At 72.6% G+C, this 17769-nt stretch carries 9 protein-coding genes; 6 read left to right on the top strand and 3 right to left on the bottom strand.

Annotation, left to right across the window (positions count from 1 at the left end):
* Window positions 1–147 precede the first annotated feature (147 nt).
* Complete coding sequence (locus CP975_RS04485) at window positions 148–3939, top strand: WD40 repeat domain-containing protein (protein WP_055536136.1); 3792 nt, start codon at window positions 148–150, stop codon at window positions 3937–3939.
* 151 nt (window positions 3940–4090) lie between these two features.
* Window positions 4091–6349, top strand: a complete 2259-nt coding sequence (locus CP975_RS35365; RefSeq protein ID WP_208835536.1) for an ArnT family glycosyltransferase — start codon at window positions 4091–4093, stop codon at window positions 6347–6349.
* Window positions 6350–6483: 134 nt separating this feature from the next.
* Here CP975_RS35365 and CP975_RS04475 read toward each other — a convergent pair whose 3' ends face one another.
* The 3 genes from CP975_RS04475 to wecB all read right to left on the bottom strand — a co-directional run bounded on the left by CP975_RS04475 (window position 6484) and on the right by wecB (window position 12368).
* A complete protein-coding gene (locus tag CP975_RS04475) occupies window positions 6484–8790 on the bottom strand; it encodes an NHL repeat-containing protein (protein WP_150476594.1) in 2307 nt (768 codons plus the stop codon).
* 117 nt (window positions 8791–8907) lie between these two features.
* The gene (locus CP975_RS04470) at window positions 8908–11208 is read right to left on the bottom strand and encodes an NHL repeat-containing protein (protein ID WP_246201396.1); all 2301 of its coding nucleotides are present in this window, start codon (window positions 11206–11208) and stop codon (window positions 8908–8910) included.
* On the bottom strand, window positions 11205–12368 hold the full coding sequence (gene wecB, locus CP975_RS04465; protein WP_055532448.1) for a non-hydrolyzing UDP-N-acetylglucosamine 2-epimerase: 1164 nt from the start codon (window positions 12366–12368) through the stop codon (window positions 11205–11207). Before wecB ends, CP975_RS04470 begins: the two co-directional genes overlap by 4 nt.
* Window positions 12369–12842: 474 nt before the next feature.
* Here wecB and CP975_RS04460 point away from each other — a divergent pair, with 474 nt between their 5' ends.
* From CP975_RS04460 to CP975_RS04445, 4 genes are all read left to right on the top strand, one after another.
* Entirely contained in the window at window positions 12843–13166 is a 324-nt protein-coding gene (locus CP975_RS04460) for a hypothetical protein (protein WP_055532446.1), read from the top strand.
* The gene (locus tag CP975_RS04455) at window positions 13163–14539 is read left to right on the top strand and encodes a glycosyltransferase family 2 protein (RefSeq protein ID WP_055532444.1); all 1377 of its coding nucleotides are present in this window, start codon (window positions 13163–13165) and stop codon (window positions 14537–14539) included. The genes CP975_RS04460 and CP975_RS04455 overlap by 4 nt, the downstream gene beginning before the upstream one ends.
* 196 nt (window positions 14540–14735) lie before the next feature.
* Window positions 14736–16247: an FUSC family protein gene (locus tag CP975_RS04450; protein WP_055532442.1), complete on the top strand. Its 1512-nt coding sequence runs from the start codon at window positions 14736–14738 to the stop codon at window positions 16245–16247.
* 437 nt (window positions 16248–16684) lie between these two features.
* Window positions 16685–17722 carry a lactonase family protein gene (locus CP975_RS04445; RefSeq protein WP_055532441.1) on the top strand — a complete coding sequence of 346 codons (1038 nt, stop codon included), beginning with the start codon at window positions 16685–16687 and terminating at the stop codon, window positions 17720–17722.
* Window positions 17723–17769 lie beyond the last annotated feature (47 nt).

Below are 17769 nucleotides of genomic sequence, written 5' to 3'. Positions count from 1 at the left end.
TCACCGCCGAGTAACACTGTCTACCCCCATATCGAGCGGCAACCTCGCAGGAATCGCCTCGACCGTTGTCCGGATCAGGTGGCGCGAGCCCCGCCGACCGGCGCGGACAATGACGTTCGGAGCCACGGTGGGCCGGGGGTGGTAGCTGTGCCGCGCGGAGAGCGTCCGCTGGAGGACGACGGGAGCGAGCTGACCGCGTTCGCGGCCGACCTGCGCAAGCTGCGGGAGAAGGCGGGCGGCCCGCCGTACCGCCAGCTGGCGCGCGACGCCCACTACTCGTCGACGACGCTGGCCGACGCGGCGGGCGGCCGCAGACTGCCGAGCCTGCCGGTCACCCTCGCCTACGTCCGGGCCTGCGGCGGGGACGCGACCGCCTGGGAGGCGCGCTGGCACGCGCTCAGCGCCCGGCTCGCCGCCGACGAGGCAGCCGACGAGGCCCCGGCCGCCGGTGACGGCGAGCGCCGCGGACCCTATGTGGGGCTCGCCGCGTTCCAGCAGGAGGACGCCGCCTGGTTCTTCGGGCGGGAGCAGCTGACCGACGACCTGGTCCGCCGGATCCGCGAGCGCCGCTTCCTCGCCGTGTTCGGCGCCTCGGGGGCGGGAAAGTCCTCGCTGCTGCGGGCGGGCCTGCTGCCGCGCCTGCGCGAAGGGCCCCACGCCGAGTGGACCACCGTCCTGTTCGCGGCCGGCGCCCACCCCCTGGAGGAGTGCGCCGCCCGGCTCGCCGCCGTCGGCGCGGACTCGGCCACCGCCCTGCGCCGGGAGCTGGCGGCGGACCCCCGGGCCCTGCATCTGACCGTGCTCAAAGCGCTGGCCGACCGGCCGCCCGACGCCGAACTCCTCCTGGTCGTCGACCAGTTCGAGGAGGTGTTCACCCTCTGCGCCGACGCCGCGGAACGCACCCGGTTCATCACCGCCCTGCTCACCGCGGCCCAGGCGGCCAACAGCCGGACCCGCGTCGTCCTCGGCGTGCGGGCCGACTTCTACGCGCGCTGCGCCCAGTACCCCGACCTCGTCCAGGCGCTGCGCGACGCCCAGTTGCTCGTGGGGCCGATGACGACCGACGAACTGCGCCGGGCGATCAGCCGGCCCGCCGCCCGCGCGGACTGCACCGTGGAGGGGGCGCTCCTCGCCCGCGTGATCGCCGACGCCACCGGCCGGGCCACGGTGCTGCCGCTGGTCTCCCACGCGCTGCGCGAGACCTGGCGCCGTCGACGCGGCAGCGCCCTCACCCTGTCCGGGTACGAGGCCGCGGGCGGCATCCGGCACGCCCTCGCCCAGACGGCCGAGGCGGTCCACGCCGGGCTCACCGGCGAACAGCGCCGCCTGGCCCGCACCGTCCTGCTGCGCCTCGTCGCGATCGGCGAGGACGCGGACGCCACCGGACGCCGCCTGCCCCGTGCCGACCTGGACTCCCTCGGCGAGGACCGGGCGTGCGTCGGGGCGGTCGTCGACGCGCTGGCTCGCGCCCGCCTGATCACGCTGGACACCGACACCGTCGAACTCACCCACGAGGCGTTGCTGCACGCCTGGCCGCGGCTGCGGCACTGGATCGACGAGGACCGGGCGGGACTGCTGCTGCACCAGAGGCTGAGCGAGGCGGCCACCGCCTGGGACCGCGAGGGCCGCGACCCGGGGGCGCTGTACCGCGGCACACGGCTGGCGGCGGCCGAGGAGTATTCCGCCACGCCCGAGGGCGCCCTGAGCGCACTGGAGCGGGACTTCCTGGCCGCGAGCACCTCGGCCCGCGACCGCGAGCGGCGCGCCGCGGTCCGCACCACGCGGCGTCTGCGCCGGCTCACCGTCACCCTGTCCGTGCTGCTGGTCATCGCGCTCGTGGCGGGCCTGATCGCCTGGGACCAGTACCGGACCAGCGAGAGCCACCGGCGCGAGGCCGTCGCCGAACAGCGCAGCGCCCTGTCGCGGGAGCTTGCCGCCCAGGCGTCCGTCCTGCTCGCCGACGAGTCCGACCTGGCCTCGCTCCTGGCCGTCTACGCCTACCGCATCCGCCCCACCGCCGAGGCCACTACCAGTCTCCTGGCCGCGGCCTCGCGCCCTCTCCAGCAGAGGCTCACCGGCCACAAGGGGGAAGTGGGGTCGGTGGCCATCAGCACGGACGGCCGCACGGTGGCGAGCGGCGGCCAGGACGGCACGGTACGGCTGTGGAACACGGCCACCAGCAGCGCGCGCATCACACTCGAGGGGCACGAGGGGGCGGTGCACTCGGTGGCGTTGAGCCCCGACGGCCGCACGGTGGTGAGCGGCGGCCGCGACGGGACCGTACGGCTGTGGGACACGCGAACAGGCCAACAGCGAGCCTTGCTGGCGGAGCATCAGGGCATGGTGCGGTCGGTGGCGTTCAGCCCGGACGGCCGCACGGTGGCGAGCGGTGGACGCAACGGCACCGTACGCCTCTGGAACACGGTGACCGGCGAACTGCGCAAGCCGCTGACGGGGCATCAGGGCGCGGTGCTGTCAGTCGCGTTCAGCCCGGACGGCGGCACGGTCGCCGGCGCGGGCGAGGGCGGAGGCGTCCGGCTCTGGAACACGCGCACCGGCGGGACACGCACCGCGCTCGACGGACACGAGGGGGCGGTGAAATCAGTGGCGTTCAGCCCGGACGGCCGCACCGCCGCCACCGCGGGCCACGACGGCTCGGTGAAACTGTGGAACCGGACGACCGGCGAGGACGGCCTCACGCTGACCGGACACGGCCGTGACGTCGAGTCGGTGGCGTTCAGCCCCGACGGGCGCACGGTCGTCAGCGGCGGCCGCGACGGGACCGTACGGCTGTGGGACGCGGCGAGCGGGGCACGGCGTGCCGTGCTGAGCGGGCCGGGGGGCGGCGTGCGGTCCGTGGCGTTCAGCAGGGACGGCAGCACGATCGTCGGCGGCCGCCGCGACGGGACCGTCCGACTGTGGGCCGTGGCCACCGGCAAGGCGCGCATCACGGTGTCCGGGCCCCGGGGGGCGGTGAACTCGGTGGCGTTCAGCCCGGACGGCCGCAGGGTCGCGGACGGCGGGGACGACGGCACGATACGGCTGCGGGACGCGGCGACCGGCAGGCCGCGCGCCACACTCGACGGTCACGAGGGGCCCGTGCGGTCGGTGGCGTTCGGCCCGGACGGCGGCACGGTCGCCGGTGCGGGAGGCGACGGGACCGTACGGCTGTGGGACACGGCCAGCGGTGAGCAACAGGACGTACTGACCGGCCATCGGGGCGGTGTGCTGTCCGTCGCGTTCTCCCCGGACGGCCGTACCGTCGCCGGCGCGGGAAGCGACGGGACCGTACGGCTCTGGGACACCGCTACCGGCAGGCGGCGAAAAGTGCTGACGGGCCATCAAGGAGGCGTGGGGTCCGTCGCGTTCAGCCCCGACGGTCGCATTCTCGCCAGCGGGGGGCTCGACGGGACCCTGCGCCTGTGGGATACGGGCACCGGCAGGGCCCGGAGCGTCCGCGGCGGGGGCGGCTCCCCCATCCGCTCGGTGTCGTTCGCCCCGGCCGGGTACACCGTGGCCGGCGGCAGCGACGACGGCATCGTGCGGCTGTGGGACGCGGAGTCGGGACGGGCCCGCGGCGAGCTGACCGGAGTCCGGCGCGGCGCCGAGACGGTGGACTTCAGCCCCGACGGCCGCACGGTGGCCAGCAGCGGCCGCGAAGGGACGGTACGCCTGTGGGACGCGTCCACCAGCATGCAGAAGGCCGTGCTGCCCGGGCACGCCGGCCCGGTGCGGACGGTGGCGTTCAGCCCGGACGGCCGCACCGTCGCCAGCGGCGGCGACGACGGCGCGCTGCGGCTGTGGAACGTGCTCCTCAGTGCCGACGAGGCGATCAGCAGGATCTGCCGGTCCCTGCGCAGGGACCTCAGTCCGCAGGAACGCGCCCGCTATCTGCACGATCCCTACCAGCAGTCGCCCCGCCGGGCGTGCGCGCGCTGACACGGCCGGTGCGAGCCGTCCGGCTCGTGGAGCGTTGTCCGGCGCTTGTTGTCCGGTGCCCGGCCCCCGGCGCCGGACAATCCCGCACCGGTAGAAGCGAGACGTCGACCACTTGGCGGCCACGCCCGGGAACAAGGAGCCAGCTGCGACCATGACGTCTCTGACCAGTACGTCGAGCACGACTGCGCCCTCGGTTGGCCCGCCAACGCCGCGCCGGGGGCGGTTCTGGCGCTCGCCGCCCGACCAGCCGCGCTGGGCGAGGCCCGGACTCCTCGGGATCGCCGCCCTCGCGGCCCTGCTCTACGCCTGGAACATCACCAGCAGCGGGCTCGCCCCTTACTACTCGCTGGCCGCCCGCAGTATGTCCGAGAGCTGGAAGGCGTTCCTGTTCACCACAGTCGATCCGGCGGCGACCCTCACCATGGACAAGATCGGCGGCTTCCTGTGGCCGCAGGCCCTGTCGGCGCGGGTCCTCGGCTTCCACGACTGGGCCCTGACGCTGCCGCAGTGCGTCATGGGCGTGGTCTCCGTGCTGGTGATGTACCGGGTGGTGCGCCGCTGGCGGGGGCCCGCCGCCGGGCTGCTCGCCGCGGGCCTGCTGACGGTCACGCCCGTCGCGGCCTCGATGTTCGGCCACGCGATGATGGACGGCTCGCTCATCATGTGCCTCGTGCTGGCTGCCGACCAGTACCAGAAGGCGGTCGACACCGCCCGGCTCCGGCCGCTGCTGCTGAGCGCCCTGTGGGTCGGCCTCGGCTTCCAGACGAAGATGATGGAGGCCTGGATCGTCGTCCCCGCCTTCTTCGTCGGCTACCTCGTGGCGGCCCCGGCGCGGCTCGGGCGGCGCCTTGGCAGGCTCGCGGCGGCGGGCGTGGTGCTCTTCGCGGTGTCGCTGTCGTGGGTGGCCCTGCTGACCTTCACTCCAGAGGACGACCGGCCCTACGTGGACGGCTCGACCAACAACAGCGCCGTCGCGATGGTCTTCGGCTACAACGGCTTCAACCGTCTGCATGCCGGACTGATCGAAGGCGGCGCGCCCGCGTCCGGGCGCACGGTGCCCGGCGACGGACGCGGGAACGCCGGCGACGCCGGCGACAAGAACGGTGCGGGGAGCGCACCGACGGCCCCGCCCGCGAGCAGCGGGCCGGGGCAGCCCGGGAGCGGCCAGAAGGGGGACGCAGAGAAGGGAGGCGCCGGACGGCAGCCGTCCACGGCCCAACCGTCCGGCGCGCCTTCCGGCGGGGCATCTGACGGCACCCGTGAGCCTCCGAAGCTCTCCGATGCCGCCCTCTGGCTCAAGCTGGTGCGCGAGCCTCTGGCACCCCAGATCGGCTGGCTGTATCCGCTCGCCGTGATCGCCCTCGCCATGGGGCTGGCGAAGTACCGCGGGGCGGCCCGCACCCATCCGGCCCGCGCGGGCTTTCTGATGTGGGGCGTATGGCTGGTCACCGCGGCCTTCGTGCTCAGCGCCATCGGCAACCTCTTCCACACCGCCTACCTGGCCATCCTCGCGCCCCCGCTCGCCGCCCTGTCCGCCGCCGGGACCGTCGCCCTGTGGCGCGCGTACCGAGCCTCGCCCGGTGGCCGACGGTCCTGGGTGCTGCCCGCGGTCATCGCCACCGAAGCCTGCTGGACGGTGTATCTGGCCTACGACTACACGAGTTTCGCGCCCTGGCTCATCCCCGCGCTCGTGGTGGCCACGCTCATCGCCGTCCTGGCCCTCGGCTTCCCGCGGGGGAACGTCCGCAGGGCCGGGCTCGTCGGGCTGCTTGCCGGGTGCGTGGCCATGTTCGCCGCGCCGACGGCGTGGTCCCTGTCCGTGCTGAACGAGCGGTATGCGGGGTCCGCGTTCGACGCGTCAGCCGGTCCGCCTCCCGAGGGCGCGGGGGCGGGGCCCGGGAGGGTCGTCGGCAGTCCGAGCGACGCGGGCAGTGCGAGCGGCGCGGGTGACGGCACTGGTACGGGCGGTGGCGCTGGTACGGGCGACGGCGCAGGACTTGTGACCACGACCCAGGACACGCGCACCTCGCTGACCGCCGAGGAAAGCAAGCTCCTCGCCTACGTCCAGAAGCACAACGGCGACGCCGAATACACCATGTCCGCCGAGAAGACGATGTTCGCGGCCCCGTACATCTACGCCGAGGCGGTGCCCGTCCTGCCCGTCGCCGCCATGCACGGCGGCGACGCCTTGTCTCTCGCCGAGTACCAGGAACTCATAGCCGCCGGTGACGTCAGGTTCGCGCTGGTCACCGAGGACGGCGCGAAGAGGTCGAGGATCGGCTCCTGGGTCAGGTCGGCCTGCGCCGAGGTCGATCCGAAAACGTACGGCGGCCGTGGCGCCGGTGACGACGGCGACCGTCGCTCGCCGACCCTCTACCACTGCGAGGCGGCCGACGCGGCCAAGCCCTGACACTCACACGACGTCTCACGACGCGACCACAGACACGGGGGACACGGGGGAACACGGGGGAACACGGGGGAAGGGGGAAACGGGGGAGCGGCGGCCGTCCCGGCCAACACCGGGGCGGCCGCCACGAGTTCACCTCACAGGACGTGGGCGCTCAGCGGTACGGGAGCCAGCCGTCCGATGACGGCCTGTCCGTCGGCCGGCCGGGTGCCGGATTCGGCGTCGGGCAGTGCGCGGATGCCGAGGGTGTAGATCAGGGCGGTCTTGTCGGTGGTCCCGGTGTTGAGGTGCGGGTTGGAGGAGATGACGAGGGTCTTGCCGCCGTCCTCCAGCCGGGTCTCCAGATTGCCTGTCACGTACGGGGTGACGAAGTAGTAGCCGTAGGAGGCGCCGCCGGTGAAGGCGAAGCCGGTGGGGGCGGTGAAGCGCTGCTCGATGGTGCCGGGGTTGACCGGCTGGTTGTTGAGGGAGCGGATCTCCAGGTTGAAGGTGGTGGTCTGGCCCGGTGCGGCTTCGGGGATGGATTCCTGCACCACGCGCAGGGCGGTCTCGTTCTGTGCGCTGCCGGTGATCTTTCCGGAGAGCTGGACGGGTGTGTGCCTGCCGACGCTGGCCGAACCGTTGTCGTACCGTCCGGGGGCGGCGTCGGCCCGGGCTTGTACCGGGATGGTGTAGATGAGTGAACCGGTGTCGCTGGTGGTGGTGTTGAGGTGCGGGTTGGCCGTGATGAGCAGCGTGCGCCCGCCGTCCTCGATGCGGTGGCTGAGATTCCCGGAGATGACTCCGTGGATGGTCTCGTAGTACGCGTAGGTGGGCTGGCCGGTGAAGATGAAGCCGCTGGGGGCGGCGAAGCGCTGGGTGATCGTGCCGGGGTTGACCGGCTGGCCCGCTGGCGCGGTGTACTTCAGGTTGAAGGCGGTGGACTGGCCCGGCGCGACGTCGGGGATGGTGTCCTGGAAGATCGTCAGCGCCGTCTCGTCCGCTATGGGGGCGGGTACGACGACGGTCACGGGGAGGACGAAGGCGTTGTCCTTCAGGTTGAGGTCGCCGCCGTACTGGATCTCCAGTGTGGAGGTGTACGTGCCCGGAGGAGTGCTCTCCGGTGCGCTGATCCGGAACACCCCGTCCAAAGCGCTCTGGTGGGCCGCCAGCTGCTGCCCGGTGAAGGTGCGGGTGAGCCGTCGGCCCGTGGTGCCGGGCCCACCTTCCAGGCCGTCGGCGAGGGTCAGTACGACGGTCACGTACCGTCCGTCGGCGGAGTTGGGGCCGCGGTTGCGGATCCGGGCGCCGAGGTCGAACTCCTGGCCGCGCTGCACCCGGTAGGGGCTGACGACCTCGCCGTACAGGTCGGCGGCGGGCGGGGGCGGCGGGGTCATCTGGGCGACGGCCGTGACGCCCCGGACCCGATGGTTGTGGCTGTCGGCGATGTAGAGGTTGCCGGACCGGTCCAGCGCTATCCCCCAGGGGTGGTACAGGCGGGTGCCCGCGGCGGGGCCGCCGTCGTCCACGTACCCGGCGGTGCCGTTGCCCGCCACGGTCGTGATGATCCCGTCCGAAGTGACCTTGCGGATGCGGTGGTTGTGCCCGTCGCCGATGTAGAGGCTGCCGGCCTCGTCGAGCGCCAGCCCCCAGGGGTAGTGGAGCCGGGTGCCGATCGCGGGCCCGCCGTCGGAGATGTATCCGGCGGTGCCGTTGCCCGCCACCGTGGTGATGATGCCGTTGGGGGTGACCTTGCGGATCCGGTGGTTGTACCGGTCGGCGATGTACAGGTTTCCTTCCGCGTCCACGACCAGCCCCATGGGGTGGTAGAGCCGTGTCGAGATCGCCGGTCCGCCGTCGGAGACGTATCCGGCGGTGCCGTTGCCCGCCACGGTCGTGATGTTGCCGTTGGGGGTGACCTTGCGGATCCGGTGGTTGTGGTGGTCGGCGATGTAGAGGTTTCCGGCGCGGTCCACGGTCAGCGCGTGGGGGTAGTGAAGCCTGGTGGCGATGGCGGGTCCGCCGTCGGACACGTATCCGGCCTCGCCGTTGCCCGCCACGGTCGTGATGTTGCCGTTGGGGGTGACCTTGCGGACGCGGTGGTTGTTGGTGTCCGCGATGAAGAGATTGCCCGCGTCGTCCACGGCCACGTCCGCGGGGTAGTGGAGCCGGGTGGCGACCGCGGGTCCGCCGTCGGAGATGTATCCGGCGGTGCCGTCGCCCGCGACGGTGGTGATGTTGCCGTTGGGGGTGACCTTGCGGATCCGGTGGTTGTACCGGTCGGCGATGAAGAGATTGCCGTTCTTGTCCACGGCCACCCCCATCGGGTGGTAGAGCCGGGTCAGCGCCCCCGGCCCGCCGTCGGACATGAACCCGGCCACGCCGTTGCCCGCGACCGTCGCGATGGCGCCTTCCATCAGGCCCGCGGGCTGCGGACCGGTTCCGGTGCTGGTGGAGGTGGTCATGAGAGCACTCCTGTCTGAGATCAGCGGACGTGCGCGGATGGGGACATCGGGATGAGCCGTCCGACGGCGGCCTGTCCGTCGCCGGGCGGGGTGGCCATGACTGGTGCTCCTCGTCTGCTACTTGACGCGTGCCGTGATGGGCGTCGGCGCCAAGCGGCCGACGCTGATCCTTCCGTCGTCGTACGTGCCGGGCCCGGCGTCGGGGAGCGCGCGCAGCGAGAGGGTGTACAGAAGCGCGGTCGTGTCCGTCGTGCCCGTGTTGAGGTGCGGGTTGGACTCGACGACCAGGGTCTTGCCGCCGTCCTCGACGCGGGTGGAGAGGTTCCCGGTGACGGCGGGCTTGACGTAGTAATAGCCGTACGAGGCACCGGGGTCGAAGGCGAATCCAGTGGGCGCGGTGAACCGCTGGGGGAAGGTGCCGGGGTTGACCGGCTGGTTGTCCAGCGAGCGGATCTCGATGTTGAAGGTGGTGCTCCCGCCGGGCTCCAGCTCGGGCACGCTCTCCTGTGCGTAGCGCAGCGGGGTCTCGTCCCCGACGGGTCCGGTGACCTTCGCGGACAGCTGGACGGGGACGTGTTTGCCGACGCTGGCGCTGCCGTCGGCGACGGTGCCGGGGTGGGCGCCCGGGAGGGCCCGCACGCCGATGGTGTAGACGAGTGGCCCGGTGTCGCTGGTCGTGGTGTTGACGTGCGGGTTGTCGGTGACGATCAGCGTCCGGCCGTCGTCCTCGATGCGGTGGACGAGGTTGCCGGTGATCACGCCGTGGACGGTGTCGTAGTAGCCGTAGGACGGCTGGCCGGTGAAGACGAAGCCGGTGGGCGCGGTGAACCGCTGGGCGATGACACCGGGGTTGACCGGCTGCCCCGTGGGCGAGTTGAGGATGACGTTGAACTTCGCCCCCTGACCGGCAGCCACCTCGGGCACGGTCTCCTGCCGGATCTCCAGGGCCGTCTCGTCCTGTACGAGGGACGGCACGACGACCGCCACGGGGAGCGTGAAGACGTTGTCCTTGAGGTTGAGTTCACCGGCGTACTGGATCTCCAGCGTCGATACGTACGTGCCCGGCGGGGTGGTCCGGGGGGCGGTGACGCGGAACACCCCGTTCAGCGAGTAGGACGTCGGCCCCGGCGCGCGAATCCCCGAGTACGGGACGAGGGAGGTGCCGGGGAAGGTGCGGCTGAGCCGCCGCCCCGAGGTGCCGGTCGCGTCGACGAGACCGTCTGCGAGCGTCAGCACGACGGTCACCTTCGCGCCGTCGGCACCCCCTAGGCGACTCTCGACGTACGCGCCCAGGTCGAACTCCTGGCCGCGCTGGACCGTGTGCGGGGCCACCGCCTTCCCGTACAGGTCCGCCTCGTACGGCTTCAGCGGCATCTCGGCGCCCGCCCTGGCCACCATGCGGACGCGGTGGTTGCCGCGGTCGCTGATGTACAGGTTCCCGGCCGCGTCCAGGGCCAGGGCGTTGGGCTGGTACAGCTTCGTCTCGTGGGCCGGGCCGCCATCGGAGTCGTAGCCGCCGAGGCCGTTGCCCGCGACGGTGTGGATGATCCCGTCCGGGGTGACCTTGCGGACGCGCTGGTTGGCGAGGTCGGCGATGTAGAGATTGCCGTCCTCGTCCACCGCCACCGCGAGGGGCATGTTGAGCTTGGCCCGGACCGCCGGCTGCCCGTCGGAGTCGTAACCGGCCTGTCCTGTTCCCGCGACGGTGGTGATGGTGCCGTCGGCGGCGACCTTGCGGACGCGGTGGTTCTCGCGGTCGGCGATGTAGAGGCTGCCGTCCCGGCCCAGCGCGATGCCCTCGTGGAAGTTGAGCTGCGCCTTGGTGGCCGGGCCGCCGTCCCCGGAGTAGCCGGCCTGCCCGGTGCCCGCCACCGTACGGATGATCCCGTCCGGGGTGACCTTGCGGACGCGGTGGCCCGAGAACTCCCCGATGAAGATGTTCCCCGCCCCGTCCGTCACGACCGACATCGGATGGCTGAGCCGCGCCTTGGCGGCCGGGCCGCCGTCGCCGTCGTGCCCGGCCTGCCCGGTGCCCGCGACGGTGCTGATGCTCCCGTCCGGGGTGATCCTGCGGACCCGGTGGTTGAGCGTGTCCGCGAAGTAGACGGTCCCGGAGTCGTCCACCGAGAGCTGGCTGGGGCCGTTGATCTGGGCGGCGGTGGCCGGGCCGCCGTCCCCGGAGTACCCGGGTTGCCCGGTCCCCGCGAAGGCCGATATGGTGCCGTCGGAGCTGACCTTGCGTATCCGTCGGCTGCCCCGCTCAGTGATGTACAGCGTGCCTCTCCGGTCGGCCGCCACCCCGAAGGGCGTGTTGATGCGGGCGTCGACCGCGGGCCCGCCGTCGCCCGCGGACTCGGCCCGGCCGGTGCCCGCCACCGTCGCGATCGTTCCGTCCGCCATCTGCTGGGGTGTGCTCACAGCTGCTCCTCGGTGTCCTTCGGAAGGTCGTCGGGCCGGGGCCGGGCGCCGAGCAGCCAGCCGCAGGCCGCCGCGCAGCGGGCCGCGGCCCGCCCGTCGCCGTACGGATTTCCGCGCGGCGTGGTGCGTGGCCGAATGGCGCCGCCCGAAAGAACGCCCTCCCGGGCGAATTCCTTTTCCGCGGCCGCCACGATCTCGGATTCCTCGGTACCCACCAGCCTGGCCAGACCGGAATCAATCCCTTCGGTACGTTCGGTGTGATCGCGGGTCACCAGAACCGGAACACCGAACGCGGCCGCCTCTTCCTGTATCCCGCCGGAGTCGGTAATGGCGAGCGCCGAACGTGCCAGTAACCGGGCGAAGGAGCCGTACGGAATCGGCCCGGGAAGGTGGACATTGGGCAGCCCGCGCAATGAATGCTCAAGTGCGGACCGGACGGAGGGGTTCATGTGCGCGGCCACTACGAACACCACTTCCGGATACCGACGGCCGATATCGGCCACGGCCCTGCCGATCCGGCGGATGGGTTCCCCCCAGTTCTCCCTGCGGTGCGCGGTGACCAGGACGAGCGGCGCCCCGGACAGCTCGATTCCGCGCACCAGCGGATCTCGGCCCTTGACGGGCCGTCGGCTCGCCGCGATCACCGCGTCGATGACGGTATTTCCGGTCACCACGATCCGATCCGGTGCCATGCTCTCGGCGAGCAGGTTCCGGTGCGCGGTGTGGGTGGGCGCCAGATGGAGATCGCTCAGCTCGGCGATCATCCGGCGGTGGGCTTCCTCGGGGAACGGGCTGCGCAGGTCCCCTGAGCGCAGCCCCGCCTCCACGTGGACGACGGGAAGGCGGGCGAAGAACCCGGCCAAGGCGCCGGCCAGCGCCGACGAGGTGTCGCCCTGCACCATGACCGCGTCGGCGGCCGAGGACCGCAACTGGGTGCCGAGCCCGCTCAGCAGCCCGGCGGTCAGGTCGGTGACCGAGGTGCCGCCGGGCGGCAGGGTCAGCTCGACCTGGGCGCGCAACCCGAAGCAGGCGAGGGTTTCGCGGACCACCTCGCCGTGCTGCCCGGTGGTGACCACGACCGGCTCCGCCCAGTCCTGTCGGCTCAACTCCTGGACCACCGGCGCGAGTTTGATGGCTTCCGGGCGGGTGCCCACGACCATTGCGATGCGCTGTCGGACATTCAACGTTCTCTTATCTCCATCCGTCGCGCCGGAAATTAGAACACTATTTCGATGGCGTCGAACAGGGAATGGTGGCGCACTGGATCACCGTCCCTCACTTAGTAGTGCGGAAGATCGGGAAAGGGCGCGGAAGTTGAAAGGGATACTGGCCTCTCGCGGGGTCGGGGCGAGGGCCGCTGCTGAAGCTAACTCCCTGTGTGTGCGTCGTGCAATGGTGGTTCCCGGGTGAATGGCCGGATCGGTGCCGCATGCGCATTTCCTGGGCGGAAATTCCCTGCTGTGCCTGGCGGATAACGGAGTCCGGTTCCTCCGGAGTCGGCGTGAAACTAACTGCCGATGTCGTATTCGTTCCGCATCGGGGTCTGGTCACCGGCGGTTTTCTGAGCGAGAGTGAACCGGCTCCCACGCTCCGCACATGACGTGCTCCCTGCTGCCCGGAGGTGCCGCCGCACGATGTACACGGGATTCACCTGGCCGCTGGTGGGCGGTATGGCGGCGGCCCGTGCCATGGGCGGCACGGGGCCCGGCAGAGGCGCCCTGCTGGCGCTGATCGGCGCGTCGGTGGTGCCCGTCGGCTTCGTCCTGGGGCGGGAGACGCAGCGCAGGCTGACCGGAATAGGGCGCCCGGCACCGGCCCGGGAGACCGGTAACGAACCGCTGCCGCCCGCCCGTGGAGAGCCACTGCCCGCCGTTCCCGTGGCGGTGCCGGCGGGCGGGCATCGGCAGGTGCCGGCACCGGGACACCGGCAGCGGCGGAAGTGGGAGGTCCACCGGTGAGACGCGCTCTGCTCAAGGCCGTTGACACCATCGGCTACACCGTCATCGGCATGTCCGCGGGCTACCTGGCCCTCGCCATGGGCGCCGGGCTGCTCGAACTGCGGCGCCAGAAAGCCGCGTTACGGGTCCAGGGCGACACCGCCTACGGCAGCCCGCACGCGGGGCGACGCGACCGCCGTCATCTCTACGTCCTGGTCCCCTGCCTCAACGAGGAGTCGGTGATCGGCACCACCGTCACCGGGCTGCTCGGACCCCGTACCACCGTCGTGGTGATCGACGACGGCTCGGACGACGCCACCGGCGAGGTCGCCCGGCAGGCGGGGGAGGAGGCGCGGGCGGCCGGCCGGGAGGGGGAGGCGACGGTGCTGCGCCGGGAGCCTCCCGACGCCCGCCAGGGCAAGGGTGAGGCGCTCAACCACGGCATCCGGCTGATCCGCGAGCGCGTCGCGGCCCGCGGCCAGGACCCCGCGGAGACGATCGTCTGCGTCATGGACGCCGACGGCCGCCTCTCCGACCGGGCGCTGCGGCACATCCTGCCGCTCTTCGACGACGCCCGGGTCGGCGGCGTACAGCTGGGCGTACGCATCCGCAACCGCCGCGGCAACTTCCTGACCTGGTTCCAGGACTACCAGTTCTGGGCGATGGCCGCCGTCACCCAGTTCGGCCGCAACCTCACCTCCACCGTCAGCCTCGGCGGCAACGGCCAGTTCACCCGCCTGACGGCGCTGGACGCCCTGGGCGAGCGCCCGTGGTCCCAGTCGCTGACCGAGGACCTGGACCTGGCCATCAGCCTGGCCGTGCGCGGCTGGCGGCTGCGCACGACCGCCCACGCCTCCGTGGACCAGCAAGGGGTGAGCGACCTGCGGCGCCTCATCCGCCAGCGCACCCGCTGGTACCAGGGCCACATGACCGCGATCACCCGCATGGGCGAGATCTGGCGGGCGCCCCGCATGCGCCACCTCGCCGCCCTGGAGATGGCCGCCTACCTCCTCGTCCCCTGGGTCCTCGACCTCCCCTGGTCCCTGCTCTTCCAGTACTGCCTCATCTGGTTCCTCCGCAGCCCCAACGTCCTGGTCCTGCGCGGCAGACGGGCCTCGGCCTTCAACGCCACCTGGCTCAAGTGGCCGGCCAACCTCCTCGCCTGGTACCTCCTCACCTTCGCGCCCGCGCTCGCCACGTCCTTCACCTACCTGCGGCGCGACAAAGAGGTGGGCCCGGCCAGAGCCCTCCTCCTCGGCCACTCCTTCGTCCTCATGAACTACCTCTCCTTCCTCTGCGCCTGGCGCGCGCTCTTCCGCATGCTGCGCGGCCGGACCGGCTGGACGAAGACCACCCGCGAGACGGAGGCCCCCGCCGGGCCCCGGACGCTGTGATCCGTTGGCCTGGCGCCACCGACGCCAGTGGCGCGTTGACTGAGCCATTGGCCCACCTCAAGGGGCTTCGGTTGAGCCGGGTGGTGGGTTAATGGTCTGATGGGTCTGTCGATGGCGCTGCGGATCCCCGTGGCGCCTTTTTCATGCGGACATATCGCGGGCGTACCGAGCGACAACCGAAAGGGGCGGAAGAGCTGTGCTGAAGAGGGTGTTCGTGGCGCCGGATCCGGGGCGGGCGCGGTTGCGTTTCGCGTCGCGGGCCGTCCTCGGCATCGCGCTGGCCGTGGCCGTGTGCGGTCTGCTCGGTCATTCGCTGGTGGCCGCGATCACCGGCGGTCTCGCCGCGCTGCTCGCCCTGTTCACGGTGACCGACTCGACCGTGCGGGCGCAGGCGGCCACCACCGCGCTGCTGCCGGCCGTCGGCTTTCCGGTACTCGCTCTCGCCGCCGCTCTGCACGACGTCCCCGTCGCGCGGGATGCCGCGTTCCTGGCCGTGATGGGTGCCGGGGTCTACGCGCGGCGGTGGGGACCGCGCGGGCACTCGCTCGGCGTGTTCGCGTTCATGATGTTCTTCGCGACGCAGTTCCTGCACACCGTCCCCGCGCAGCTCCCCGAGCTGTACGCCGCCGTACTGCTGTCACTGTGCGCCTCGTCGGCCGTGCGGTTCGGCGCGTGGTGCTACGAACGCCGGCTGCCGCCCCCCGTCCTTCCCGCGGCGCCCGCCGGGACCGGCCTCGCCCGGACCACCACGCGCCAGGCGATCCAGGCGGTCACCGGCGGCGCCTTCGCGCTCGCCGTCGGCCAGGTGCTGTCCGACGAGCGGTGGTACTGGGCCGTCGGCGCCACCTGGTGGGTCTTCGTGAACACCGCGTCCAGTGGCGAGACCCTCGTCCGCGGCTTCCGCAGGGTGCTCGGGACCGTGCTCGGCATCGCCCTCGGCCTCGTCGTCGCGGTCCCGCTGAACGGCGCGCCCGTCCCCTCGGCGATCATCGTCGCCCTCAGCGTCTTCGGGATCTTCTACACGGCTGCCGTCTCCTATACGTGGATGATGCTCGCCGTCACGGTGATGGCCGGGGTCCTCTACGGCCTGCTCGGCGTGCTGAACCCGGCCCTCCTCGCCCTGCGCGTCGCCGAGACCGGAGTCGGGGCGCTCGGGGCCGCCCTCGCGGTGCTCCTCGTCCTGCCCGTCACCACCCACGCCACCACCAACGCCTGGATCCAGCGGGCCCTGCGGTGCGTGCACGCCTGCACGGCGGAGGCCGCCGCACGCCTCGCCGGGTCCGAGTCGGCCGACCCGGCGCCGCGCGTCGCCGAACTGGAACAGCTCCTCGGGAAGGTACGGCTCTCGCTCGCGCCGCTCGTCCACCCGCTCAGCCCGCTGCGCGCCCGCAAGGAACGCGCGCGCCAGGTGCTCCTGCTGCTCGACGACTGCGCCCGCCAGGTCCGCGGCCTGGCCTCCATCGCCGCCGACCCCGAGGCCTCCCACGACGACCGCCTCGCCGCCGCCTGCTGGCGGGTGGAGGCCGCAGTGGAGGCGCTGACGGCCCCGGCGGAGGGCGCGCGCGGCCGGGCGCTCGGGCCCGCCACCGTGCCGCACGGTGCCGTGGCCGAACCCGCGCTGGCCCACCTGCACGGCCTGGAGAAGGCGCTCGCGGAGCTTGCCGACCCCCTGCACAGCCCCACCCGCACGCCGCTGATCGGGGCCTGAGAGCCGGCGACGCCCCGCCGGACCCGGACATCGCGCCGGACCCGGACGTCGCGCCGGACCCGGACGCCCCGCCGGACATGAGAAGACCCCGGCTGGACGGGGGAGACCAGCCGGGGTCGTCGATGGTGACGTGCGGAGGGCGGTCGCCTCTCGGCGAAAGGCTCCATGGGGCTTCAGCCGAACGATCGTCCCCATGGGCTATAGGTGAGGCCCGGGGACACTGTCCCCTCCGCAGCCACATGGGTAAGAACGGCGGACCACACCGCGTTGTTCCGGCCGGCCGCCCGGCGCCCGCGTGACCTGTGACACGTGCAAGCAGGCGGGCCGGTACGGCGGTCCGACCGGCGCGGGGGAGACCGCCTGGTCTAGACCGCCTGCTAGCGTCGGCCGCACGGGCGGCGCCAGGGACGCGGCGCCCCGGCCGAGAGGGGACAGCAGTGGGCGACGGCAAGCACGCCGGACGGGCGTACATCGGATCCTTCACCGCCGCGGGAGGCCTCGGTGTCCTCACCGCGGCCGTCGACGAGGACACCGGAGCGCTCACCGTCCTCGGCGCCACCGACGCGGTCGCCGACCCGTCCTACCTCGCCCTCTCGCCCACCGGCGACACGCTCTACGCGGTGAGCGAGACCTCCGACGGCGCCCTCGCCGCGTACCGGCTCGAAGGGGACAAGCCGCAGCTCGCCGGCCGCCCCGTGCCGGTCGGCTCGGCGCCCACCCACCTCGCCCTGTACGACGGCCACGTCCTCACCGCCAACTACCGCTCGGGCAGCGTCACCGCCGTCCCGCTGCGCGCCGACGGCAGCCTCGCCGCCCCGGCGGGCGAGCTGCGGCACACGGGCTCCGGGCCGCACCCGCACCGCCAGCAGGGCCCGCACGCCCATCAGGTCCTCGCCGACCCGAGCGGCCGCTGGGCCGTCAGCGTCGACCTCGGCACGGACTCCGTACGCGTGTGCGCCCTCGGGGAGAACGGGCTCACGCTGCACCGCGAGGTGGCGCTGCGTCCCGGCTCGGGGCCGCGGCACCTGGTCTTCCACCCGCGCGGCGACCGCGCGTACGTCCTCAACGAGCTGACCCCCACGCTCACCGTCTGCGCCTGGGACGCCGAGGGCGGCACGCTCAAGCCGCTCGGCGAGGTGTCCGTCCTCGTCGACGTCCCGGACGGCGACGTCTACCCCTCGGAGGTCGTCATCGCGCCCGACGGGCGCTTCCTGTGGGCCGCCACGCGCGGCGCGGACCTCATCTCGGTCCTCGCGCTCGACGAGGCGGGCGAGGCGCCGCGGCTGACGGCCACGGTGCCGTGCGGCGGGCACTGGCCGCGCGACCTGGCCATCGACCCCTCGGGGCGGCGACTGTACGCCGCCAACGAGCGGTCCGGCGACGTCACCTGGTTCACGATCGACGCCGCTACGGGTATCCCCCGCAAGTCCGGCTCGATCGAGGCACCGGCCGCCTCCTGCGTGATCTTCAACTGAGGCGGCCCCTCCGGTGCGTACGCCGATGGGCCCGCCCCCACATCGGG

This window comes from Streptomyces alboniger (assembly GCF_008704395.1).
Taxonomy (GTDB): Bacteria; Actinomycetota; Actinomycetes; order Streptomycetales; family Streptomycetaceae; genus Streptomyces; species Streptomyces alboniger.
The sequence above is the reverse complement of the archived record's forward strand: the minus strand, read 5'-3'. Positions and strand labels throughout refer to the sequence as shown.

What these genes read in the sequence shown, in the direction of transcription:
- CP975_RS04460 (WP_055532446.1), top strand. Translation starts at nt 12,843, where the DNA reads ATGTACACGGGATTCACCTGGCCGCTGGTGGGCGGTATGGCGGCGGCC.
- CP975_RS04475 (WP_150476594.1), bottom strand. Translation starts at nt 8,790, where the DNA reads ATGACCACCTCCACCAGCACCGGAACCGGTCCGCAGCCCGCGGGCCTG.
- wecB (WP_055532448.1), bottom strand. Translation starts at nt 12,368, where the DNA reads ATGGTCGTGGGCACCCGCCCGGAAGCCATCAAACTCGCGCCGGTGGTC.
- CP975_RS35365 (WP_208835536.1), top strand. Translation starts at nt 4,091, where the DNA reads ATGACGTCTCTGACCAGTACGTCGAGCACGACTGCGCCCTCGGTTGGC.